The sequence below is a fragment of the Fictibacillus nanhaiensis genome (assembly GCF_019801215.1).
GTDB classification, from domain to species: domain Bacteria; phylum Bacillota; class Bacilli; order Bacillales; family Fictibacillaceae; genus Fictibacillus; species Fictibacillus nanhaiensis_C.
The window spans coordinates 848,751-866,998 of the sequence record NZ_JAHVJO010000001.1 but is presented as its reverse complement, the minus strand read 5'-3'; the positions used below and the strand labels follow the sequence as shown (position 1 = coordinate 866,998).

Here is an 18,248-nt window from a genome sequence, read left to right as displayed (position 1 = left end):
AATCAACTTATGGTTTAGAAGGATTTTATGATGTCTTTTGCGTATTATTAGATAAGGGCAAAAACAGGAGAGAGGTGCAAACATCATGAGTGTTGTCTTAGTAAAACTTGGAATATCTGCATTTTTCGGTTTAATTATCGGGATAGAACGTGAGCTAAAAAACAAACCAGTAGGATTAAAAACGAGCCTTGTTATCTCCATCAGCAGTTGTTTGCTCACGATTGTAAGTATTGAATCAGCTGAACAATTTTCTTTAGCTACAGGTCAAACGGTGATGGATCCCATGCGACTTGCTGCTCAAATAGTTAGCGGAATTGGTTTTTTAGGCGCAGGTGTGATTTTGAGACGCAGCAACGATGTCATATCAGGACTTACAACAGCTGCCATGATTTGGGGAGCTTCTGGGTTAGGAATTGCAGCCGGAGCAGGCTTTTTTAAAGAAGCAGCAGCAGGGGCTTTATTAATTCTGATCAGCGTAGAATTAATTCCTCTCATCATGAAATGGATTGGTCCAAAAGCGTTAAGACAGATTGATGTTAAATTAAAGCTGATTGTAGAACCAGAAACGAACATGAGTGATGTTATGAAACAAATAAACGAACTAAAGGTCAGAATTGTTAATGTAAGAATAAAAGATCTGGAAAATAATAACCGAAAAATGGAGATGGCTGCCTCCATTTATGAAAAGCGATATACAACAGACCTTTATGATGATGTGAAAAAAATTGACGGAATAAGAAGTGTTGAGATAGAAACACTTGACTAAAGGGAGGATAATATGAAAGCGTTAGTTGTCATTGATTACACGAATGATTTCGTTGCAGATGAAGGAAAACTTACATGCGGAAAGCCTGGACAACAAATTGAAGATAGAATGGCTAACATTACAGAAGATTTTATTAAAAATGGGGAATTTGTTGTCTTTGCTGTTGATGTACATGATAAGAACGATCCTTATCACCCTGAAAGCAATTTGTTCCCTCCACATAACATCAGGCATACAGAGGGCAGAGATCTGTATGGCAGATTGAAAGATGTTTACGAGAATCACATAGATAAATTGAATAAACAGGTGATGTGGATGGATAAAACACGTTACAGTGCTTTTGCGGGAACAGACCTCGAGATCAAATTAAGAGAAAGAAAGATTACGGAAGTGCATCTAGCTGGAGTATGCACAGACATCTGCGTACTACATACAGCTGTTGATGCCTACAACAGGGGCTTTTCAATCGTAATTCATGAGGATGCTGTTCAAAGCTTTGATCAGGCAGGGCACGAATGGGCATTGTCACATTTTAAAAACACACTTGGTGCAACGATTGTCCATCAAAAAGATAGTTTAGTCTAATAAAGCATTTCAGAGGGTCTCTGAATGCTTTTTCTTTTAGGATTTAACAGAGAAGCTTCACATCTATAATTACAAAAGATACAGTGATAAGATAAAGATATTCAAGTGGTAATGTATAAGAAGCGGAAAGGACCATTGGTATGCATAAGAAAAAAGTAATTGTAGCTGGATCAAGCGGGTTGATTGGCAGAGAAGTAATAAAGCAGCTCATAATAAACCCGGCATATGAAGAAATAATTGTACTCGTAAGAAAGCCCAGTTCATTAAAGAGTTCTAAAGTAAGAGAAATCATATTTGATTTTTCCAGCGCAGAATACGAACTGGAGCCTATTCAAGCCGAAAGCATGTTAATTTGTATCGGAACAACAATGAAAAAAGCAAAAACAAAAGAAGCGTTTAAAGAAGTCGATCTTCACATACCAGTTAAACTGGCAAAATTGGCGAAGAAGCTTAACATTCATAATGTCTCAGTCATATCTGCCCTAGGCGCTCATTCACAATCTTCCTTTTTTTACAATCGAGTAAAAGGGGAAATGGAATCACAATTAATCTCAGTGAACCTGCCTAGCCTATCAATATTAAGACCTTCATTATTGATGGGTGATCGAGAGGAATTTAGACTAGGTGAAAAACTAGCAGAAAAACTGTATCAGACACTTCCTTTTGTTTATCCTAAAAAATATCAGCCGATAGAGGCAAGTCATGTAGCGAAAGTCATGATAAAGGAAAGCTCGAGACATCAAAAAAATAATATCAACATCATAGAAAATCCTATGATTCGTGAACTGAGCAGAAACAGTTAAAAAATAGTCTTGTTTACGTTATAATGTTTGTGTATGCTAATGAATCGTTATTTTGGGAGGAACCTTTATGAATGCCTATGAAGAATATATGAAGCAAATGGCACAACCTATGAGAGATGAATTGACTTCCGCTGGATTTGAAGAATTGAAAACACCAGAAGAAGTAAATTACTTTATGCAAGAAACAGAAGGTACTGCATTGGTTGTAATCAATTCGGTTTGTGGATGTGCAGCAGGACTGGCTCGTCCAGTCGCTATAGCTTCCTTAAATCACACGGTAAAGCCAAACCAATATGTAACTGTGTTCGCTGGTCAGGATAAGGATGCAACCGCAAAAATCAGAGAATACTTTGGCGAAATTCCGCCATCTTCTCCATCGATGGCTCTTTTGAAAGATGGTAAAGTAGTCCATTTTATTCACCGACATAACATTGAAAACCACGCACCTGAAGAAATATTAGAAAATCTAATTGGGGCATATGATCAGCATTGTTAAAAAACCAGCGATGCTGGTTTTTTTTGCATTTTCATTTACAACATTAGCACATGGCTATCCAGAACACCTTCCTCCTGTTTATTATAAAAAAGCTTAATAATAAACAACAAAAAAAGAGAAGCGTTTATCACTTCTCTTTTTTTGAATAATATAATTACATTAATGAGAAGAGGATGATGAAGATTCATCGTCACAGTCGTCTTTGCAATGGAATGCAGTTGCACCGATAATGATTAATAGAATAAACAGAACAACGATGATTAGGAATCCGCACCCATACCCATATCCACCATCATAACCGTGCTTATAACCTCCACCGTATCCGTGCACAGGCATGTTTGCAATTGGTTTCATATTTTCACCATAAGGCATATTCATTTTCTTATTTTCCATTTCAGTCCCTCCCAAAATTTAAGTATAGGTCAACGTCACATTACACCATATGACCGAACCACCTAAACGGACACGGACAAATGCGGAGTTTTTAATGAAATCGCCTGTACTTTTTTAGGAGAAGAGCCTATTTTCCTAAATAATTAGAAAAACCGTTCTAAAAATTTCTAGAACGGTCATTAAATCCATTTCACTTTTGGTTCTGTCTTGTTTGCAATTCTAACGATATTTTGTCTATGCCTATACACTAAGAAGAGGGTAAATCCTGCTAATATATAAGTTGTGAGTAGATCATCTGGCGGAAGAAACAGACTTATGATGATGGATCCTACTCCTGCCATAATGGAGGATAGTGATACATACTTACTTATGTATAAAGTTAAAAAGAAGGTAAGCACTACCAATATAAACAATATTGGCTCTGCAAATAACAAAACTCCTCCTGAAGTAGCAACAGCTTTCCCGCCCTTGAACTTAGCAAACAACGGATATCCATGTCCGATTACAGCAGGAATTCCGGCTATTAACGGGTGTAGATCTACACTGAACAAAAAGGGTAAGCTTGCGGCTAATGTTCCTTTTAGTACATCTGCTGCAGATACAAGAAACCCAGCCTTTTTACCTAATGTTCGAAACGTATTTGTACCGCCTAAGTTTCCGCTTCCGTGTTGTCGTATGTCTATCCCGTACCCAATTTTTCCAACTAAAAGTGCAAAGGGGATAGAGCCGAGTAAATAAGAGAAAAGCAAGATGATAATAGTTTCTGCCATATATACACCCCTAAAATAAAGACTAGCTACTACTTATTATAGGATATAATGTTTTGTTTTCCCACTATTGTTTTTCCAAAAGAAAGACACCTTTATTATCAGGTGCCTCTTTTCATTCTATTTCTTTTTGAAAAAGGCATCCACCAGTTCCAATGCCCAAGCAATTTCATTAAAGATGGGACTAAGATCATTCGGACAATGGTGGCATCAATAAAGATAGCTAATGCGATGGCAATACCTATTTGTTTAACCGGCATCACGTCTGTAAATGCAAAAGAGCCGGTAATCACGATCATTATTGCAGCTGCTGAAGTGATAATTTTGGAGGTCGACGTTAGTCCAAGTAATGTAGCATGATTATTATCTCCTGTCTCCTCATAAATCTCCTGAATTCTAGAGATAAGAAACACTTCATAATCCATACTTAATCCAAAAACGATACCGAAAGTGAATACAGGAATCATTAATCCAATCTCTACAGGATCCATTATCGTACCACTTTGAAAAATCCAGACAAGAATACCGAAAGTAGCTGCTAAACTCAGCATGTTCATAAAAATAGCTTTTAACGGAATGAGAACAGATCGAAAAGCAATCATGAGAATGAACAAAGTGGTTACAAGTACGATTGCTAAACCATAAGGTGCTTTATCGATAATCTCATCAAATATTTCTTGATTGAATTTAGTAGCACCTCCGATCGTTAAGGAAAGTCCTTCAAATTCCTTTTCCCATTCCTTCACAAATTGTTTAGCTTTTTGACCGGTCACATCTACGGAAAGATAGGCACGAATAACAGCTGTATTCTCATTTATGAATGGTTCAAGAGCGGGAGTGAGTTGCTTTTTCCCTTGCTCAGTCTGCAAGACTTGAAATAGCTCTTTGCCACTGAGTTTGTTCGTGTAATCAAAAAAGGACTCCGTTTTTATTATTTCTTTTTCATTTTCTAATTCTTTAACTAAGTCTTCTAATGAACTTAATGATTCTTCTTCGAGTAAAAAGGAATCATTGGATTCTGCAACAATTAATACAGGGTATAGTTCATCTTCTCCAAATGTTTTTTCAAACTTTTCAAATGCTGTTCGTGATTCATAATTAGGTGGAAGCGCTTCAGCTTCTGGAATTGAAAGTTTCATATCCTTAATAGGCGTAAGAGCAAAAGCTAAAAGTAGTGCTGCAAAGATTGCCATGATGACAGGGCGTCTCATTACGAAAGATGCAAAAGAATGCCAAATGGAACGGCTATTTTTTTTAGGTTTAAATAAAGTTAATGAATTTACTCGATGACCGAGCATTCCGAGCATGGCTGGTAAAAAGGTAAGAGCATTCAAAACGGATAATACGACAACAACCATTCCGCCAATTGCCACCGTTTTAAAAATATCTATATTGATAAGAAGCATGCCTGATAATCCTAAGAAAACACATAATCCTGAAAAAGCGATGGATCGCCCGGCGGTTTGAACAGAAATAACGGTCGCTTTTTCAATACCTAGGTGCAGTTCTTCACGAAACCGATTTACGAGCAATAACGCAAAGTCTATACCTAATGCCAGCCCGATCATCGGGACCACATTCAAAAGAAAAATACTAAGGTTGGCCTGCGTCCCGTAAAAGTATAACAGACCAAGAGAACTTACCACGCTAATCAAACCTACAATAATTGGCAAGCCTGCAGCAATGAGACCTCCAAATGCAAGCAAAAGAATTAGGAGAGCAGCCGGAATACCAATAGCTTCTGCTCGTGCAAGGTCTTGCTGACTGGCTGTATTCATATCTTCTGCGATTACAGGTCCACCTGTTAAGGAGACCTCTATATCACCGTCTTTGGGTAATCGTTCTCTAATTTGTTCGATTGATTCCTTCAGATCTCCAAAGCTTTTATCAAAGCGGACTGATGCAAATGAAACATTTTCTTTCACCATTTTTTCAGGTGCATCATAAGGACTTTGAACACCTACTGTATCTTTAACCCCTTCCATAGATGAAAGTGTTTCTTTTACAAATTGTTCGTAAACTTCATCACTTGGGTTATATTTTTTTGAATCAAATACTAACATAACAGATGACTTTGGCTGGTTAAATTTATCTTGAAGTATATTTTCAACCTTTGAAAAAGAACCGTCCATTTCGAATCCGCTTCCATTTAAACTGGCAGGAAGCTTAACAGCAAAAAAACCTAATAGAATGGTAGTCAGCACCCAGAATGCTATAATGTAAATACGGAATCGAAACGTGATTTTTCCTAAAAGAAGGAAAGGGGAGCTTTTCTTCATTATGTGGCCTCCTCATATGTATCTTCCCATATTTTAGGTTTGTTCCAAGAGTTATGCAAATAATACGTTATTTGTTAAAAAGCAAGTGATTAAGATAGGTGGATACTATGATTGTTACAACAGCGGGTAAAAATGCAAGTAAAATACGAAACAAAGCGAAAGGAATCGCTGAATCTTTAGGATTCCCTTTTCTGGAAAGAGGTAGCCATTCCATTGACTCAATCATTGATTATTATCAAGACGATGTATTAATGATCGGCATCGAAAAGATCTCTTTTCACCGTAAGGATAAAAGCACTCCTTTTTTCTTCCATCCTAATTCTTCTATGTTCAGAGTTAAACAGCTTCTAAGGGGTGAAGAGGATCCGTTCATTCAAGCGGCACAATTAAAAGAAGGGATGTCACTTCTAGATTGCACACTTGGATTGGGATCAGATGCCATTGTCGCAAGTTTAGTAACAGGTAAAAAGGGAGACGTGACAGGAATTGAGAGCTCAAAAGCCATTTCATTTGTTGTACAAAGCGGACTAAAGGTTTGGGAGAGCCGTCTTGAAGAGATGAATGATGCGATGCGCCGTATTTCTGTTATTCATGCTAACCACTTTGAATATTTAAAGAGTATTGATGCTAACAGCTATGATGTCGTTTATTTCGATCCTATGTTCGAGTCGAGTATAAATTCACCTGGCATAGAAGGATTAAAAGGAAGCGCAGATTATCACGTCATTACACCTGAAATCATAAATGAAGCTCTTAGAGTTGCTTCACATCGTGTCGTAATGAAAGATAACAAATCAAGCAGCAAATTTAACGAACTTGGTTTTTCTATCATAAGACGGAATGCAAGTTTTTTATATGGGGTAATTGAAAAGTAACGACAACTAACCATGAGGTGATAAAATGATTGATTTACGAAGTGATACATTGACACAACCCACCAAAAAGATGCGAGAGGCTATTTTCGAGGCAACAGTAGGGGATGATGTCTACGGAGAAGATCCTACTATTAACAGATTGGAAGAATTAGCTGCAGAAATGCTAGGAAAAGAAGCAGCACTATTCGTTACGAGCGGAACACAAGGAAATCAACTAGCTGTACTCTCCTACTGTTCTCCTGGTGATGAAATTATCGTAGAATCAGAATCGCACATCTTCTTTTATGAAGGCGGAGCCATTTCTGCATTAGCTGGTGTTCAGCCACGTGTTGTAAGGGGGATAAAAGGAGAGATGAATCCAATTGACGTGAGAAATGCAATTCGCTCACAGGACATTCACTTTCCTGACACATCCTTAATATGTCTTGAAAACACACATAATCGTTCAGGTGGGTCTATTGTTTCCTTAAATAATATGGAAGCCATTTATCAACTCGCTCAAACTTCTTCCATTCCAGTACATATAGACGGAGCACGTTTATTTAATGCGGTTGTAGCTTCTAATAAAAAAGTAAAGGACTATACACAGTTCTGTGACTCCGTTCAGATTTGTTTGTCAAAGGGACTTGGTTCTCCAGTTGGCTCCATTTTGGCAGGAAAAAAAGAAGTTATACAAAAAGCCAGAAAATGGAGAAAGCGGCTTGGCGGGGGCATGAGACAGGCAGGTTTCCTTGCAGCTAGCGGAATTGTTTCATTAACAGAAATGGTCGAAAGATTGTCAGAAGATCATGAAAAGGCAAGAAGGTTAGCCGACGCCATTGAAGATATTTCAGGACTTACTTTAGTTAACCAGCCAGAAACGAATATCGTGATTGTTAACATTGAACAAACGTATAAAACAAACGATGAATTTTTAGACCTTCTTAAAAAGGAAGGCATTCTTGCCGTTTCATTTGGAGAAGGACAAATCAGATTAACCACTCATTACGATGTAAGTTCCAACGATATTGAACAGGCCATACAAGTTTTAAAAAGAATCATTTAATGAATAAGAACCGGGAGCATCATCCCGGTTCTTATTATTTCAGTTCTACTGGCATCCTATGTTGGGTGATTTGTTCATATACATATGCCATTTCAATCAGGTTTTTTTCTGAAAATGCATTACCTGTTAGTACAATGCTTAAAGGTAAGCCATCCGTATCAAATCCGGAAGGTACAGAAACGGAAGGATAGCCTGCTTTTGCAGGAATACCATACCATACGTCATTTGGACTTATTAATGCATCTAATTGGTTTTCTTTCATTACAAGATCAATTCCTTGATCCTGCGTTTTTTGAAGATCATTTAGCCTGCTATTCAAATAATCAGGGTTTGTTAAGGTGCCGTCTGTATTGTTGCTCTCTACCAATAATTCTTGATCATATTTTAGACAATCCTTATCAAATTTCATGTTGTAAGCAATAATATCGGAAAGAGATTTTAATCCTAGGGCAGGAGAGACGGTCTTTAAATAATGATTTATTCCAGATTTAAATTCGTAAATTAAAACGTTATAATCAAAAGTTTCATTCTCTAACGGCGAAATGCATTCGACATACACTATTTCAGTACCTTCATTTTTTAATACAGAAAGTGCTTCGTCGAAAACGTTCTTTTGTACACCCGTTAATTTTTTAACACAAAACTCATAAGAAACACCGATTCGTTTCCCTTTAAGAGATGCACTCCCCAAACCGTCTATATAGGATGAAGGAAGAGAAGTGGAAAGCGTTGCAGAATCATCTGGGTCATGACCCGCTAAAGTCTCCAGTAAAATAGCAGCATCTTTCACGTTTCTAGCCATCGGACCTGCAGTATCCTGACTGATTGAAATTGGAATAATACCACTTCTTGATACAAGCCCCACTGTCGGTTTAATGCCCACTATATTATTATTTCCTGCTGGACATAAAATGGACCCCGATGTTTCTGTTCCAACAGCCAGCATTGTGAAATTACAGCTAACAGAAGCGGCAGATCCTGAGCTTGAGCCGCTAACATCGAGTTTGCCTGGACCATACGGATTTAACACTTGACCTCCTCTCGAGCTAAAGCCATTTGGCATATTGTATGCCATAAAGTTTGCCCATTCCGTCATATTTGCCTTCCCAAGAATAACAGCTCCAGCGTTTCTAAGCTTTTGAACGATGAAAGCATCTTTTGTAGCATAGTGATCTTGAAGTGCCAATGACCCTGCACTTGTATGCATCTGGTCAGCTGTGTCAATATTGTCTTTTATAATGACTGGAACACCATGTAACGCGCCGCGGATTCTTCCTGCTTTCCGCTCTTCATCAAGTTTTCGTGCAATGAATAATGCTTCAGGATTAATTTCAAGAACTGAATTAATAAGAGGACCTGATTTATCATACGTTGCTATACGTTCTAAATACTTTTTCACAAGATCAAAAGATGTCAGGTCTTCATTTTCTAAATAGGTTTGAAGTTCTTGAACCGTCAATTCTTCAATTTGTAACAGGTTAATTTGTTTCATTTTGCCGCTTCCTCTCTTATTTGCTCAATACTTATTATATAAAACTGTCGCAAAAAAAGGAATTTTCATATTATTCCTAGAATACATAATAAAAGGCCCGCATCTTGCAGACCTTTAAGGTATACTTCATTCATTTTCGACTATAATTTTGATTGGTGTCCATTCGCCAATAATGCCTTGTCCATGAAGAGAGGTACTTCCGTTTGGTGATATATCCTTCTCTGTCATTAATCCAAGTGCAACGGTGAATTCGTTAAATTTAATCGGTACATTGGACTCTCTACGTACTTCTACACCATTTACTAAAAAACGAACTTCATCATCGCGGCGATTGTATGAAATCTGGTATTCGTTCCATTCTCTTTGGTAGAAAGCTGTTTCTTCTTTAAAGATACAAAAGTATCTCGTTTTTCCCGTTTCGGGAACGTGAACACCTGGAAAAGGAAGGACCGCATACACACTTGCATATTGATCATCACCAGCAAAAAAATCTAGTGCTGCACCTGTAGAAAAATCTAACAAATTGACTGAAACAAATCCATCATATAGATCATTAGGAGTTGTACCGATCGGACGAGAACGCATTTTCCATGTAAACGATATATTTCCTTCTTCCGGGACTTTAATCGAATCGTTCGAATAATACATGTGTTTAGCATTATCCAAAAATTGAACTGAAGGGTGGGATTTTGTAAATGGATTGACTCTCACATATAGCTCATCTTTTCGAACAATTACTACTGCTTCAGGTTCTCTGAATTCATGGAACGATCCGTCTGGAAGGGGAAATCCTCCCATTTTCCAGGAGCCTGATTCCGACAGAATGGATTGAAAATTACCCAATACTATTTCTTTTTGTAGCTTTTTCATTAAACACAGCTCCCTAGTTATTTGCTTATAAAGCCATTTAATCAAATAAAAAGTATTGAGGCAAATATTGACTGTTCTACTAATACCCGTCCAATAAAACTAGATTTCTTTCTTGGACAAGTATATTTCAGAAAAAACTGAATAATAATGGTATTAAGAGCTCGCAAATTAAAGGAGGGTGTTTCTCTATGAAAACGGTATCTGATATTAATTTACGAAAAGAAAAAGAAAAAGTTTTTTCAAGTGATGATAGAATCATGCTGTTTATTACTAAATTTCATTTGAAAGCCAAAAGGGATAAATGGTTAACGCTGCGCCTGCTTTTAAGAAAAGGGTCAACAGATCTCGTTGAACAAATATTAATCAGTTCAGAATACAGAAGAGATTTCCCTGAATTACTTGAAGACGAAACCGTTAGAGCATTTTATTTAGATCTTAAGAATCCAAAAAAAGAGATGTGCCTTACCATTTAACCTTTTGGGAAACCAAAAGGTTTTCTTCTTGTCGTATGGATGTGCAACACATCTTTCTTTTGTTATAATACTGACAAGAATGTGAAGGAGCATGTGTAATGAAACGTTATACTTTAGAAGAAGCGAATCAACTGCTGCCAGTAATCACGAAAGAAATCGATTCCTTATACAATTTACAACGAGAATTTGATCTTTGGTATGAATCCTTTCAACAGGTAGAACCTCATTTAAATGCAGAAGAAAAGAAAAATTGGGAAAAAAGAATTCAGCATATGGAGTTGGAAGCAGAAATCTTCATTTCAAATATTCTGTCTCATGGAGTATGGTTTGAAGATGCTTTTTCATCTACACTTCATTTTCCGGCCATATTAAATGGTGAAAAAGGAATCTTTAAGTGGCATCCTGAAGAACCAGTAATTACAAAATATGAAAGTATTGAAGAAAAGATCATTCCACTTAATTTAGTAAATTAAGGAACCGTTATATAAATGTTGTAAAAAAGACTTGTTTTATTTTAGTTTTTTGTTTATGATATTAATCGTGACGGTAATTAGCGCCTATAGTGAAATGGATATCACACGAGATTTCGGCTCTCGTATTCTGGGTTCGAATCCTGGTGGGCGCGCCACTTTCCAATTTAATATTTCGAATATCGGTTAAATCCGGTACTCACCACGGGGATTAGGTAATTGGGACCGGTGGTTTTTTATTTGGCGTCATAAAAAAACTAACGTTGCAGGTTGGTGATTAATCATGTCAGAGAAAATGAGAGTACTTTTGTATTATAAGTATGTTTCTATTGAAGATCCTGAAAGCTTTAAAGAAGAACATTTAAAGTTTTGTAAGGAATTAGGACTTTTAGGGCGTATTATTGTTGCTCCAGAAGGAATAAACGGAACTGTTTCAGGAACATATGAGCAAACGGAGATGTACATGGATCATCTCAAGAAAGATCCTCGATTCGCAGATATCGTTTTTAAAATAGATGAAGTAGAAGAACATACTTTCAAAAAAATGTTCGTTCGTCATAAAAAAGAATTGGTAACATGGCGTTTTGATGAAGATGTTAACCCAAATCAACTTTCAGGAAGACGTCTTTCACCAAAAGAATTTTACGAAGCTCTTCAAGATGAAGATGTAATTGTCATCGACGGACGTAACGACTATGAGTATGAGATTGGCCACTTTAGAGGTGCCATCAAACCTGATGTTAAAGCTTCAAGAGATTTTCCTAAATGGGTGCGTGAAAACTTAAGCGAATTTAAAGACAAAAAGGTATTAACGTATTGCACAGGTGGAATCAGATGTGAAAAGTTTTCTGGTTTCCTTATGCAAGAAGGCTTTAAAGATGTTTCACAGCTTGAAGGCGGAATTGTCACGTATGGGAAGGACCCAGAAGTGCAAGGACGTTTATGGGATGGAAAATGTTATGTGTTCGATGAACGTATTGCAGTCCCAATCAATCGTACAGAAGAAGATACCGTTGTTTCTAAATGTTATTATTGCGGTAAACTTGAAGATCGATATGTGAATTGTGCCAATCCAGAATGTAATAAACAGCATGTTTGCTGTACGGAATGTGAAATCAAGCATAAACGTTCTTGCTCGAAAGAATGTTTAGACCATCCACGTAATCGGTACGAAACAGAGAGTAAAGAACAGCACAGCATATAATTAACAAACAAAGCCAGTGATATTTGCTGGCTTTTTCTTTTGCCCTGTTTTAAAGTAAACTTTAACTACTAGAAATTAGGGGGGACATATTTATGAGCCGTACAAATGAAATATCCGAAAAAGTAATCAGTAATTACCAAAAAGACGAGGGCATGATGATTATTATATATGCTCAATGGTGTGTAAATAATGGTTTAGACCCCAAAGCTGTATACATAAAAGCTTATCCCGATCAATTAAATAATGAGTACGTGATGCATATGCTCGAACAGACTGTTCCAAAAGAGGAAGCTGAATTCATTGCAAACGAAACATTGCTGCAAGTCTTATCCATCTTCGGGAATGAAGACCTTGCATTTGTTGTCTCAAAAGAGATTGAGGCTTTGGAGGCGAAAGAATGACAGATCAGAAATTAGTAGTTGCAAGTTATAAAACGGGGCATTATATAGGCGAGACTGAAATGGAAAGAAATGAAATGGTCCTTGTTAAAGTTCTTGCCGTTCTAACCCATCCATGGCAAGGTGATCTGCATAACCCGAAACAAGCAAACGTCCCTTTTTTTCAGGAAAGAAGAGCATTAAGCAATGGTGAACGTGCCTGGATGCCTGTACATACGGTAAAAAAATATAACGGATATCTTCCTGAATATAAGGAATCCTTAAAAACCGCACTAGAGCAATACATACAAACCCTTAAAGAAGACGAAAGTGAATGGGCAAAACGTTCATTGGACTGTTTATATCAGTTAGAAAAGGATTACAACTTAGGTTAACTGTTTAATTTTCGTGGAAAACAAATTACATCACATATTAAGGTGGCGATTATTTTGGAATTACAACAAACAATTATAAATGAATTACTTGTAAATCCCGAAATAGAACCTAAGACAGAAATTGAAAACAGGGTTCAATTCTTAAAAGATTATGTAACAAAAACAGGGATGAATGGATATGTGTTGGGAATTAGCGGCGGTCAGGATTCGAGTTTGGCTGGGAAATTAGCTCAAATGGCTATGAGCCAACTCAGAGAAGAAACAGGGGATGATTATACCTTTGTAGCTGTACGACTCCCTTATGGTGTTCAAAAGGATGAAGAAGATGCTGAGCGTGCTTTATCATTTATAAAGCCTGATGTTTCACTTACAGTAAATATAAAATCAGCAGTTGATGCATCTGTAAAAAGTTTCAATGAAGCAACAGATAAAGAGCTTTCCAACTTTTTAAAAGGCAATACAAAGGCACGTGAACGAATGAAGGTACAATATGATATCGCCGGAGCGTATCATTGCCTTGTGATCGGAACTGACCATGCAGCTGAAGCCATTACAGGTTTTTTTACAAAGCACGGAGATGGAGCATGTGATATCGTTCCTTTATTTGGTCTCAATAAACGTCAAGGAAGAGCCCTTCTTAAAGAGTTAGGAGCCGAAGAACGCATTTATTTAAAAGTCCCTACAGCTGATTTAGAAGATGACAAACCTCTTATTCCTGATGAAACAGCATTAGGTGTCACTTATGAAGAAATCGACGATTACTTAGAGGGTAAAGAAGTGTCTCGTCAAACGAAAGATAAAATAGAAAAAAGATATCTTCAAACGATGCACAAAAGGCACCTTCCTGCTTCTATTCATGATGATTGGTGGAAGTGACACGAAAGCACCTGGTAAAAAACCAGGTGTTTTTGCTTTGTCAGTAGGTTATACTAGTTTTTGGAGAAAAGGGGAAGGAGATAGGATTTTGAGTAAAACAGCAAAAACGATCATTGTATTAGGTGTTTTGTTCTTAGCTTATTTTGTATTCGATAGTATTAATCGTGAGAATACGCGTAAAGACAGATTAAACGTTATTGATGCACATTTTAATAAACCGTTTAAAATTGAGGAAGAATTGAAAGAACAATATGACGAGGATTTTCTTATTGAGATGGATAATGAATTATACATCGTTACAGTAGAAAACAACAAAGTCGTAAAGACAATTAAACAATAACCTATGGAAAAAGAACAACCGCTCATTGAGCGGTTATTTTATTGTCTACATCCAATTATCTAGGTAAATTTCCTTATAATTCTATACAAAACTTTTATAAGCCAAGTTCTTTAGTCGCAATTTTGTTAACAATGCAAATTAAGCACTTATTTCATCCATTTCCTATGCTATGATTCTTTTGGCTTCACCAAATCATTGCAAAAAAGGGGTTTGTTTTATGAAATGGAAAAATAGTTTAACAGCTTTAGCCTTGGTTACATCCGTTTTTTCTGTACAATCACCATTAAGTACTCATGTTGAAGCAGCTGCTGGGGCAGTTGAAGGTCCAGTCATTTCAGAAATAGCGTGGATGGGAACGACCGTTGATGCAAATGATGAATGGATTGAACTGTATAATCCTACTAGCCAAGCCATTTCATTAAATGGATGGACACTTAAAGCACAAGATGGAACACCAAGCATTCCACTTCAAGGTTCAATCAATCCTGGAGATACTTTTTTACTAGAACGCACGGATGATTCTACAGTACCAGGCATCGCGGCAGACCAGCTGTATTCCGGAGCGCTTTCTAATAGTGGAGAAGTTCTTGAACTTGTAAATGCAGCAAATCAAGCAAGTGATTCTATCTCGAAATGGTATGCAGGCGATTCGACATCAAGAGCTACAATGGAAAGAAAAAACACTCTAACAGCTGGAGATGATCCGCAAAATTGGAAGACTGCATCAACAAGTTATGATGCAGGATTTGGAACACCAGGTACGGTTAGCGGAACGTCAAATGGTCAACCTGAACAACTAAATAACGTAAGCAATGATGTAGGAGCCATAAACGTTTATTTTAACAAAACCGCTTTGTCGCAATTTGCAACCCCAGGAAATGTTGCTAATTACAACGTAAACTTAGAAAACAGATTATTAAATCGTATAAATGCAGCAACAAAATCGATTGACATTGCTACATATGAAATTAATTTACCGAACATTGTAGATGCTCTAATCGAAAAAGCTTCAACAGGCGTTACTGTTCGAATGATCGCAGATGCTAAGCCTCTCAGTGATCCAGAACATGATGCTAGATACGAGCTTATGAAACTTTACTTAGAAAAATTAGCAAGAGGAAAAGATGGACAAGTAAATACTTCAGATGATGTTCACATTTTTTCAGATTCCATTATATTTGCCGTTGAAAATCAAACAAAACGAGCAGAATATAATCTTCCGCAAACTGGATATCAAGACTTTACACAAAGAACAGTTACTGTCGGCAGCGGTCCTCAAACTGGGCACATGCTAGTAGAAGGGGAATCAAAGAGTACCGATGCGTACTATTCTCCTGATGATCAAATGCATAATAAATTTCTTATTATTGATGGAAAGTGGGTATTTACTGGAAGTTGGAACTTTACGACGACAGGTCTTTATGGGACTGACGAGAACAGAGCGAACGGAATTTTAGACGGCAACTCTAATCATTCTATAGAGCTACATTCTAGTGAATTGTCGACCATCTATAAAACGGAATTTGATGAGATGTGGGGTAGTGCTAGTATTACACCAAACGCAAATGTATCGAATTACGGATCTCGCAAAACAGATAACACAGCTCATCAAGTAACCGTTGGCGGTAAAATGATTCAGGTCTACTTCTCACCTGGAGATAATGCTGTGCCGAAAATGAATGAGACGATAGAGACATCTGCAGATCAAAATACGTATTTTAGCATTTTCGCCTGGTCTGATCAGTCTCTAGTCGATACTCTAAAAATGAAATGGGAAGGGTCTCGAAATGATATGGAGGGCACTCTTACCGGTTTTGATGTAAAAGGAGTATTTGATGATTCATTCTGGAATATGTGGTGGTCAGCTTCTGTTGACATGACAGGGAGAACGGCTACACAAACGAGTGTAAACAACCCAAATACTCGCTGGAAGAACCCGGCTCCTGTTTACATGGATAAAGAATCAAGAAAACTTCACCATAAATATTTTATTATTGACGCAGATACATCAAGTGATCCCCTTGTGATAACTGGTTCTACTAACTGGAGCACGAACGGAAATGACGTCAATGATGAAAATGCATTATGGATACACGATCTTTCCATAACGAATCAGTTTAAGCAAGAATTTATGGCAAGATATCAACAAGCAGGCGGAAATATTCAATAAAAAAATAGCAACGATCTAAAGTGACTCTTGAATGGAGTCACTTTTTCATTTACATTAGATGAAAGCTTAATTGACTACATACACTAAATATAGAGGTGGTAAAACAATGGGAGATTCTTATGTACTTTATCACGACCAGATTATTAAGAACGGAGCACTATCTGTTGATTTTGAAGACAGAGGATATTTATTTGGTGACGGTATTTATGAGGTCGTTTTTGTATACGATCAAAAGCCGTTCGCTTTAAATGAACATTTTGAGCGATTTATTCAAAGTGCTGCAAAATTAGAACTTGTTCTTCCTTATGACCTTCAAACCTTCAAGGAGCTAACCCAACAATTAATAAGTAAAAACAAGGTGCACGACGGTATGGTATATATTCAGATGACTAGAGGTGTCGCACCACGAAATCACTTATATGAGCGTGATATGCAGAGTGTTGTCACCGGGTTTACAAAATCAGTTTCTCTAAATACGATAGCAGAATCGCAATCAAACGGCGTTCAAACCTACTTAACAGAGGATATTCGGTGGCTGCGTTGTGATATAAAAAGTTTGAACTTGCTCGGAAATGTTATGGCAAAAAGGAAAGCAGCTGATTTTGATTGTCAAGAAGCGATTCAGCATCGAGATGGGACCGTTACGGAGGGTTCATCTTCAAACGTATTTATCGTTAAAAATGGAGTTTTACAAACGCATCCTGCCAATAACCTTATCTTAAACGGTATTACAAGACAGATTGTCCTAAAGATCGCTGATAAACTTCAAATCCCTGTATTGGAAGAATCGTTTTCTGTGGATGATTTACTCCGTGCAGATGAAGTGTTCATCACGAGTACGACGATGGAAATTACACCCGTAATCAAGCTAAAAGGTGCAAGTGATCAAACATATAAGATAGGATCTTTAACAAAACAATTACAAAAACAGTTTAAAGAACAGATCGTCACGAGTACTTCTGCTATGAAGTCATAACCAATTTAAAAAGAGGTACACATGAGAACTTTAGTAAAGTATTTTCTTAATGGCTTGTTAACCATTCTGCCGATTGTATTAGCCGTTTATATCATTTATAAAATTTTTGGGTTTTTGGACAGCATTCTTGGAAACTTATTGAGAAATGTTCTAGAAGAGGACTATATTCCAGGTATCGGTATCGTCACGACGATTATTATTATTACCGTGCTAGGGTGGATGTCTACACAATATATTTCAAGTAGAATCTTTAAACTTATCGATCGTATTCTTGAAAGGACACCGCTTGTAAAGACTGTTTATACGGTGATAAAGGAAACAATTCACTCACTTTTAGGAGAAAAAAAATCATTTTCAACCGTCGTCCTCATTGAATATCCAGAGTTAGATATGAAAAGTATAGGCTTTGTGACTACAGATCAGGTAGGCAGTCTCGGGCAAGAATTAAATGGCCATGTAGCTGTTTATATTCCTCAAACTTTTCAAATTGCAGGTTTCACATTTTTAGTACCAAAAGAAAGAGTGAAAATTCTTGATGTTAAACCCGAAGAAGCTATGAAGTTTTTGTTATCAGGTGGAGTGGCAACTAAATAGAT

General features: G+C 37.1%; 21 protein-coding genes and 1 tRNA gene. 17 read left to right on the top strand and 5 right to left on the bottom strand.

The window, feature by feature from the left end:
- Positions 1-85 precede the first annotated feature (85 nt).
- From KUV80_RS04480 to KUV80_RS04465, 4 genes are all read left to right on the top strand, one after another.
- The gene (locus KUV80_RS04480) at positions 86-766 is read left to right on the top strand and encodes an MgtC/SapB family protein (RefSeq protein ID WP_222461466.1); all 681 of its coding nucleotides are present in this window, start codon (positions 86-88) and stop codon (positions 764-766) included.
- Between the two features lie 12 nt (positions 767-778).
- Positions 779-1,351: a cysteine hydrolase family protein gene (locus tag KUV80_RS04475; RefSeq protein WP_222461465.1), complete on the top strand. Its 573-nt coding sequence runs from the start codon at positions 779-781 to the stop codon at positions 1,349-1,351.
- Between the two features lie 140 nt (positions 1,352-1,491).
- Positions 1,492-2,154, top strand: coding sequence for an NAD-dependent epimerase/dehydratase family protein (locus tag KUV80_RS04470; protein ID WP_222461464.1), 663 nt, complete (start codon positions 1,492-1,494; stop codon positions 2,152-2,154).
- A gap of 67 nt (positions 2,155-2,221) precedes the next feature.
- Positions 2,222-2,650, top strand: a complete 429-nt coding sequence (locus KUV80_RS04465) for a BrxA/BrxB family bacilliredoxin (protein WP_222461463.1) — start codon at positions 2,222-2,224, stop codon at positions 2,648-2,650.
- Between the two features lie 159 nt (positions 2,651-2,809).
- On the opposite strand, the gene KUV80_RS04460 is transcribed toward KUV80_RS04465, so the two are convergent.
- The 3 genes from KUV80_RS04460 to KUV80_RS04450 form a co-directional block, all read right to left on the bottom strand.
- Complete coding sequence (locus KUV80_RS04460; protein ID WP_222462254.1) at positions 2,810-2,986, bottom strand: YjcZ family sporulation protein; 177 nt, start codon at positions 2,984-2,986, stop codon at positions 2,810-2,812.
- A 236-nt stretch (positions 2,987-3,222) separates the two neighbouring features.
- On the bottom strand, positions 3,223-3,813 hold the full coding sequence (plsY, locus tag KUV80_RS04455) for a glycerol-3-phosphate 1-O-acyltransferase PlsY (RefSeq protein ID WP_222461462.1): 591 nt from the start codon (positions 3,811-3,813) through the stop codon (positions 3,223-3,225).
- 98 nt (positions 3,814-3,911) lie between these two features.
- On the bottom strand, positions 3,912-6,089 hold the full coding sequence (locus tag KUV80_RS04450) for an MMPL family transporter (protein WP_222461461.1): 2,178 nt from the start codon (positions 6,087-6,089) through the stop codon (positions 3,912-3,914).
- 107 nt (positions 6,090-6,196) lie between these two features.
- Here KUV80_RS04450 and KUV80_RS04445 point away from each other — a divergent pair, with 107 nt between their 5' ends.
- Positions 6,197-6,964 (top strand): class I SAM-dependent methyltransferase, encoded by a 768-nt coding sequence (locus KUV80_RS04445; protein ID WP_222461460.1) that lies wholly within the window; start codon positions 6,197-6,199, stop codon positions 6,962-6,964.
- A gap of 25 nt (positions 6,965-6,989) precedes the next feature.
- Positions 6,990-8,009: a low-specificity L-threonine aldolase gene (gene ltaE, locus KUV80_RS04440; protein ID WP_222461459.1), complete on the top strand. Its 1,020-nt coding sequence runs from the start codon at positions 6,990-6,992 to the stop codon at positions 8,007-8,009.
- A gap of 34 nt (positions 8,010-8,043) precedes the next feature.
- On the opposite strand, the gene KUV80_RS04435 is transcribed toward ltaE, so the two are convergent.
- Positions 8,044-9,501: an amidase family protein gene (locus KUV80_RS04435; protein WP_222461458.1), complete on the bottom strand. Its 1,458-nt coding sequence runs from the start codon at positions 9,499-9,501 to the stop codon at positions 8,044-8,046.
- Positions 9,502-9,627: 126 nt separating this feature from the next.
- Positions 9,628-10,371 carry a DUF6081 family protein gene (locus tag KUV80_RS04430; RefSeq protein ID WP_222461457.1) on the bottom strand — a complete coding sequence of 248 codons (744 nt, stop codon included), beginning with the start codon at positions 10,369-10,371 and terminating at the stop codon, positions 9,628-9,630.
- Positions 10,372-10,559: 188 nt separating this feature from the next.
- On the opposite strand from KUV80_RS04430, the gene KUV80_RS04425 reads away from it, so the two are divergent.
- The 11 genes from KUV80_RS04425 (at position 10,560) to KUV80_RS04375 (ending at position 18,246) form a co-directional block, all read left to right on the top strand.
- Entirely contained in the window at positions 10,560-10,844 is a 285-nt protein-coding gene (locus KUV80_RS04425; RefSeq protein ID WP_222461456.1) for a hypothetical protein, read from the top strand.
- 98 nt (positions 10,845-10,942) lie between these two features.
- Positions 10,943-11,317 (top strand): DUF2203 domain-containing protein, encoded by a 375-nt coding sequence (locus KUV80_RS04420; protein ID WP_222461455.1) that lies wholly within the window; start codon positions 10,943-10,945, stop codon positions 11,315-11,317.
- Positions 11,318-11,397: 80 nt separating this feature from the next.
- A tRNA-Arg gene (locus tag KUV80_RS04415) sits at positions 11,398-11,472 on the top strand.
- A gap of 125 nt (positions 11,473-11,597) precedes the next feature.
- Positions 11,598-12,518, top strand: coding sequence for a rhodanese-related sulfurtransferase (locus KUV80_RS04410; RefSeq protein WP_222461454.1), 921 nt, complete (start codon positions 11,598-11,600; stop codon positions 12,516-12,518).
- 92 nt (positions 12,519-12,610) lie between these two features.
- Entirely contained in the window at positions 12,611-12,919 is a 309-nt protein-coding gene (locus tag KUV80_RS04405; protein WP_222461453.1) for a hypothetical protein, read from the top strand.
- On the top strand, positions 12,916-13,290 hold the full coding sequence (locus KUV80_RS04400) for a kinase-associated lipoprotein B (protein WP_222461452.1): 375 nt from the start codon (positions 12,916-12,918) through the stop codon (positions 13,288-13,290). Before KUV80_RS04405 ends, KUV80_RS04400 begins: the two co-directional genes overlap by 4 nt.
- 51 nt (positions 13,291-13,341) lie before the next feature.
- A complete protein-coding gene (gene nadE, locus KUV80_RS04395) occupies positions 13,342-14,166 on the top strand; it encodes an ammonia-dependent NAD(+) synthetase (RefSeq protein WP_338083478.1) in 825 nt (274 codons plus the stop codon).
- Positions 14,167-14,254: 88 nt separating this feature from the next.
- Positions 14,255-14,506 (top strand): hypothetical protein, encoded by a 252-nt coding sequence (locus KUV80_RS04390; protein ID WP_222461450.1) that lies wholly within the window; start codon positions 14,255-14,257, stop codon positions 14,504-14,506.
- Positions 14,507-14,723: 217 nt separating this feature from the next.
- Positions 14,724-16,676 (top strand): phospholipase D-like domain-containing protein, encoded by a 1,953-nt coding sequence (locus KUV80_RS04385; RefSeq protein WP_222461449.1) that lies wholly within the window; start codon positions 14,724-14,726, stop codon positions 16,674-16,676.
- A gap of 106 nt (positions 16,677-16,782) precedes the next feature.
- Positions 16,783-17,652 carry a D-amino-acid transaminase gene (gene dat, locus KUV80_RS04380; RefSeq protein WP_222461448.1) on the top strand — a complete coding sequence of 290 codons (870 nt, stop codon included), beginning with the start codon at positions 16,783-16,785 and terminating at the stop codon, positions 17,650-17,652.
- 21 nt (positions 17,653-17,673) lie between these two features.
- Positions 17,674-18,246 carry a DUF502 domain-containing protein gene (locus KUV80_RS04375; RefSeq protein WP_222461447.1) on the top strand — a complete coding sequence of 191 codons (573 nt, stop codon included), beginning with the start codon at positions 17,674-17,676 and terminating at the stop codon, positions 18,244-18,246.
- Positions 18,247-18,248: the final 2 nt, after the last annotated feature.

Coding starts and splice junctions, on each gene's coding strand:
- KUV80_RS04480 (WP_222461466.1), top strand. CDS start 86: ATGAGTGTTGTCTTAGTAAAACTTGGAATATCTGCATTTTTCGGTTTA.
- KUV80_RS04475 (WP_222461465.1), top strand. CDS start 779: ATGAAAGCGTTAGTTGTCATTGATTACACGAATGATTTCGTTGCAGAT.
- KUV80_RS04470 (WP_222461464.1), top strand. CDS start 1,492: ATGCATAAGAAAAAAGTAATTGTAGCTGGATCAAGCGGGTTGATTGGC.
- KUV80_RS04465 (WP_222461463.1), top strand. CDS start 2,222: ATGAATGCCTATGAAGAATATATGAAGCAAATGGCACAACCTATGAGA.
- KUV80_RS04460 (WP_222462254.1), bottom strand. CDS start 2,986: ATGCCTGTGCACGGATACGGTGGAGGTTATAAGCACGGTTATGATGGT.
- plsY (WP_222461462.1), bottom strand. CDS start 3,813: ATGGCAGAAACTATTATCATCTTGCTTTTCTCTTATTTACTCGGCTCT.
- KUV80_RS04450 (WP_222461461.1), bottom strand. CDS start 6,089: ATGAAGAAAAGCTCCCCTTTCCTTCTTTTAGGAAAAATCACGTTTCGA.
- KUV80_RS04445 (WP_222461460.1), top strand. CDS start 6,197: ATGATTGTTACAACAGCGGGTAAAAATGCAAGTAAAATACGAAACAAA.
- ltaE (WP_222461459.1), top strand. CDS start 6,990: ATGATTGATTTACGAAGTGATACATTGACACAACCCACCAAAAAGATG.
- KUV80_RS04435 (WP_222461458.1), bottom strand. CDS start 9,501: ATGAAACAAATTAACCTGTTACAAATTGAAGAATTGACGGTTCAAGAA.
- KUV80_RS04430 (WP_222461457.1), bottom strand. CDS start 10,371: ATGAAAAAGCTACAAAAAGAAATAGTATTGGGTAATTTTCAATCCATT.
- KUV80_RS04425 (WP_222461456.1), top strand. CDS start 10,560: ATGAAAACGGTATCTGATATTAATTTACGAAAAGAAAAAGAAAAAGTT.
- KUV80_RS04420 (WP_222461455.1), top strand. CDS start 10,943: ATGAAACGTTATACTTTAGAAGAAGCGAATCAACTGCTGCCAGTAATC.
- KUV80_RS04410 (WP_222461454.1), top strand. CDS start 11,598: ATGTCAGAGAAAATGAGAGTACTTTTGTATTATAAGTATGTTTCTATT.
- KUV80_RS04405 (WP_222461453.1), top strand. CDS start 12,611: ATGAGCCGTACAAATGAAATATCCGAAAAAGTAATCAGTAATTACCAA.
- KUV80_RS04400 (WP_222461452.1), top strand. CDS start 12,916: ATGACAGATCAGAAATTAGTAGTTGCAAGTTATAAAACGGGGCATTAT.
- KUV80_RS04385 (WP_222461449.1), top strand. CDS start 14,724: ATGAAATGGAAAAATAGTTTAACAGCTTTAGCCTTGGTTACATCCGTT.
- dat (WP_222461448.1), top strand. CDS start 16,783: ATGGGAGATTCTTATGTACTTTATCACGACCAGATTATTAAGAACGGA.
- KUV80_RS04375 (WP_222461447.1), top strand. CDS start 17,674: ATGAGAACTTTAGTAAAGTATTTTCTTAATGGCTTGTTAACCATTCTG.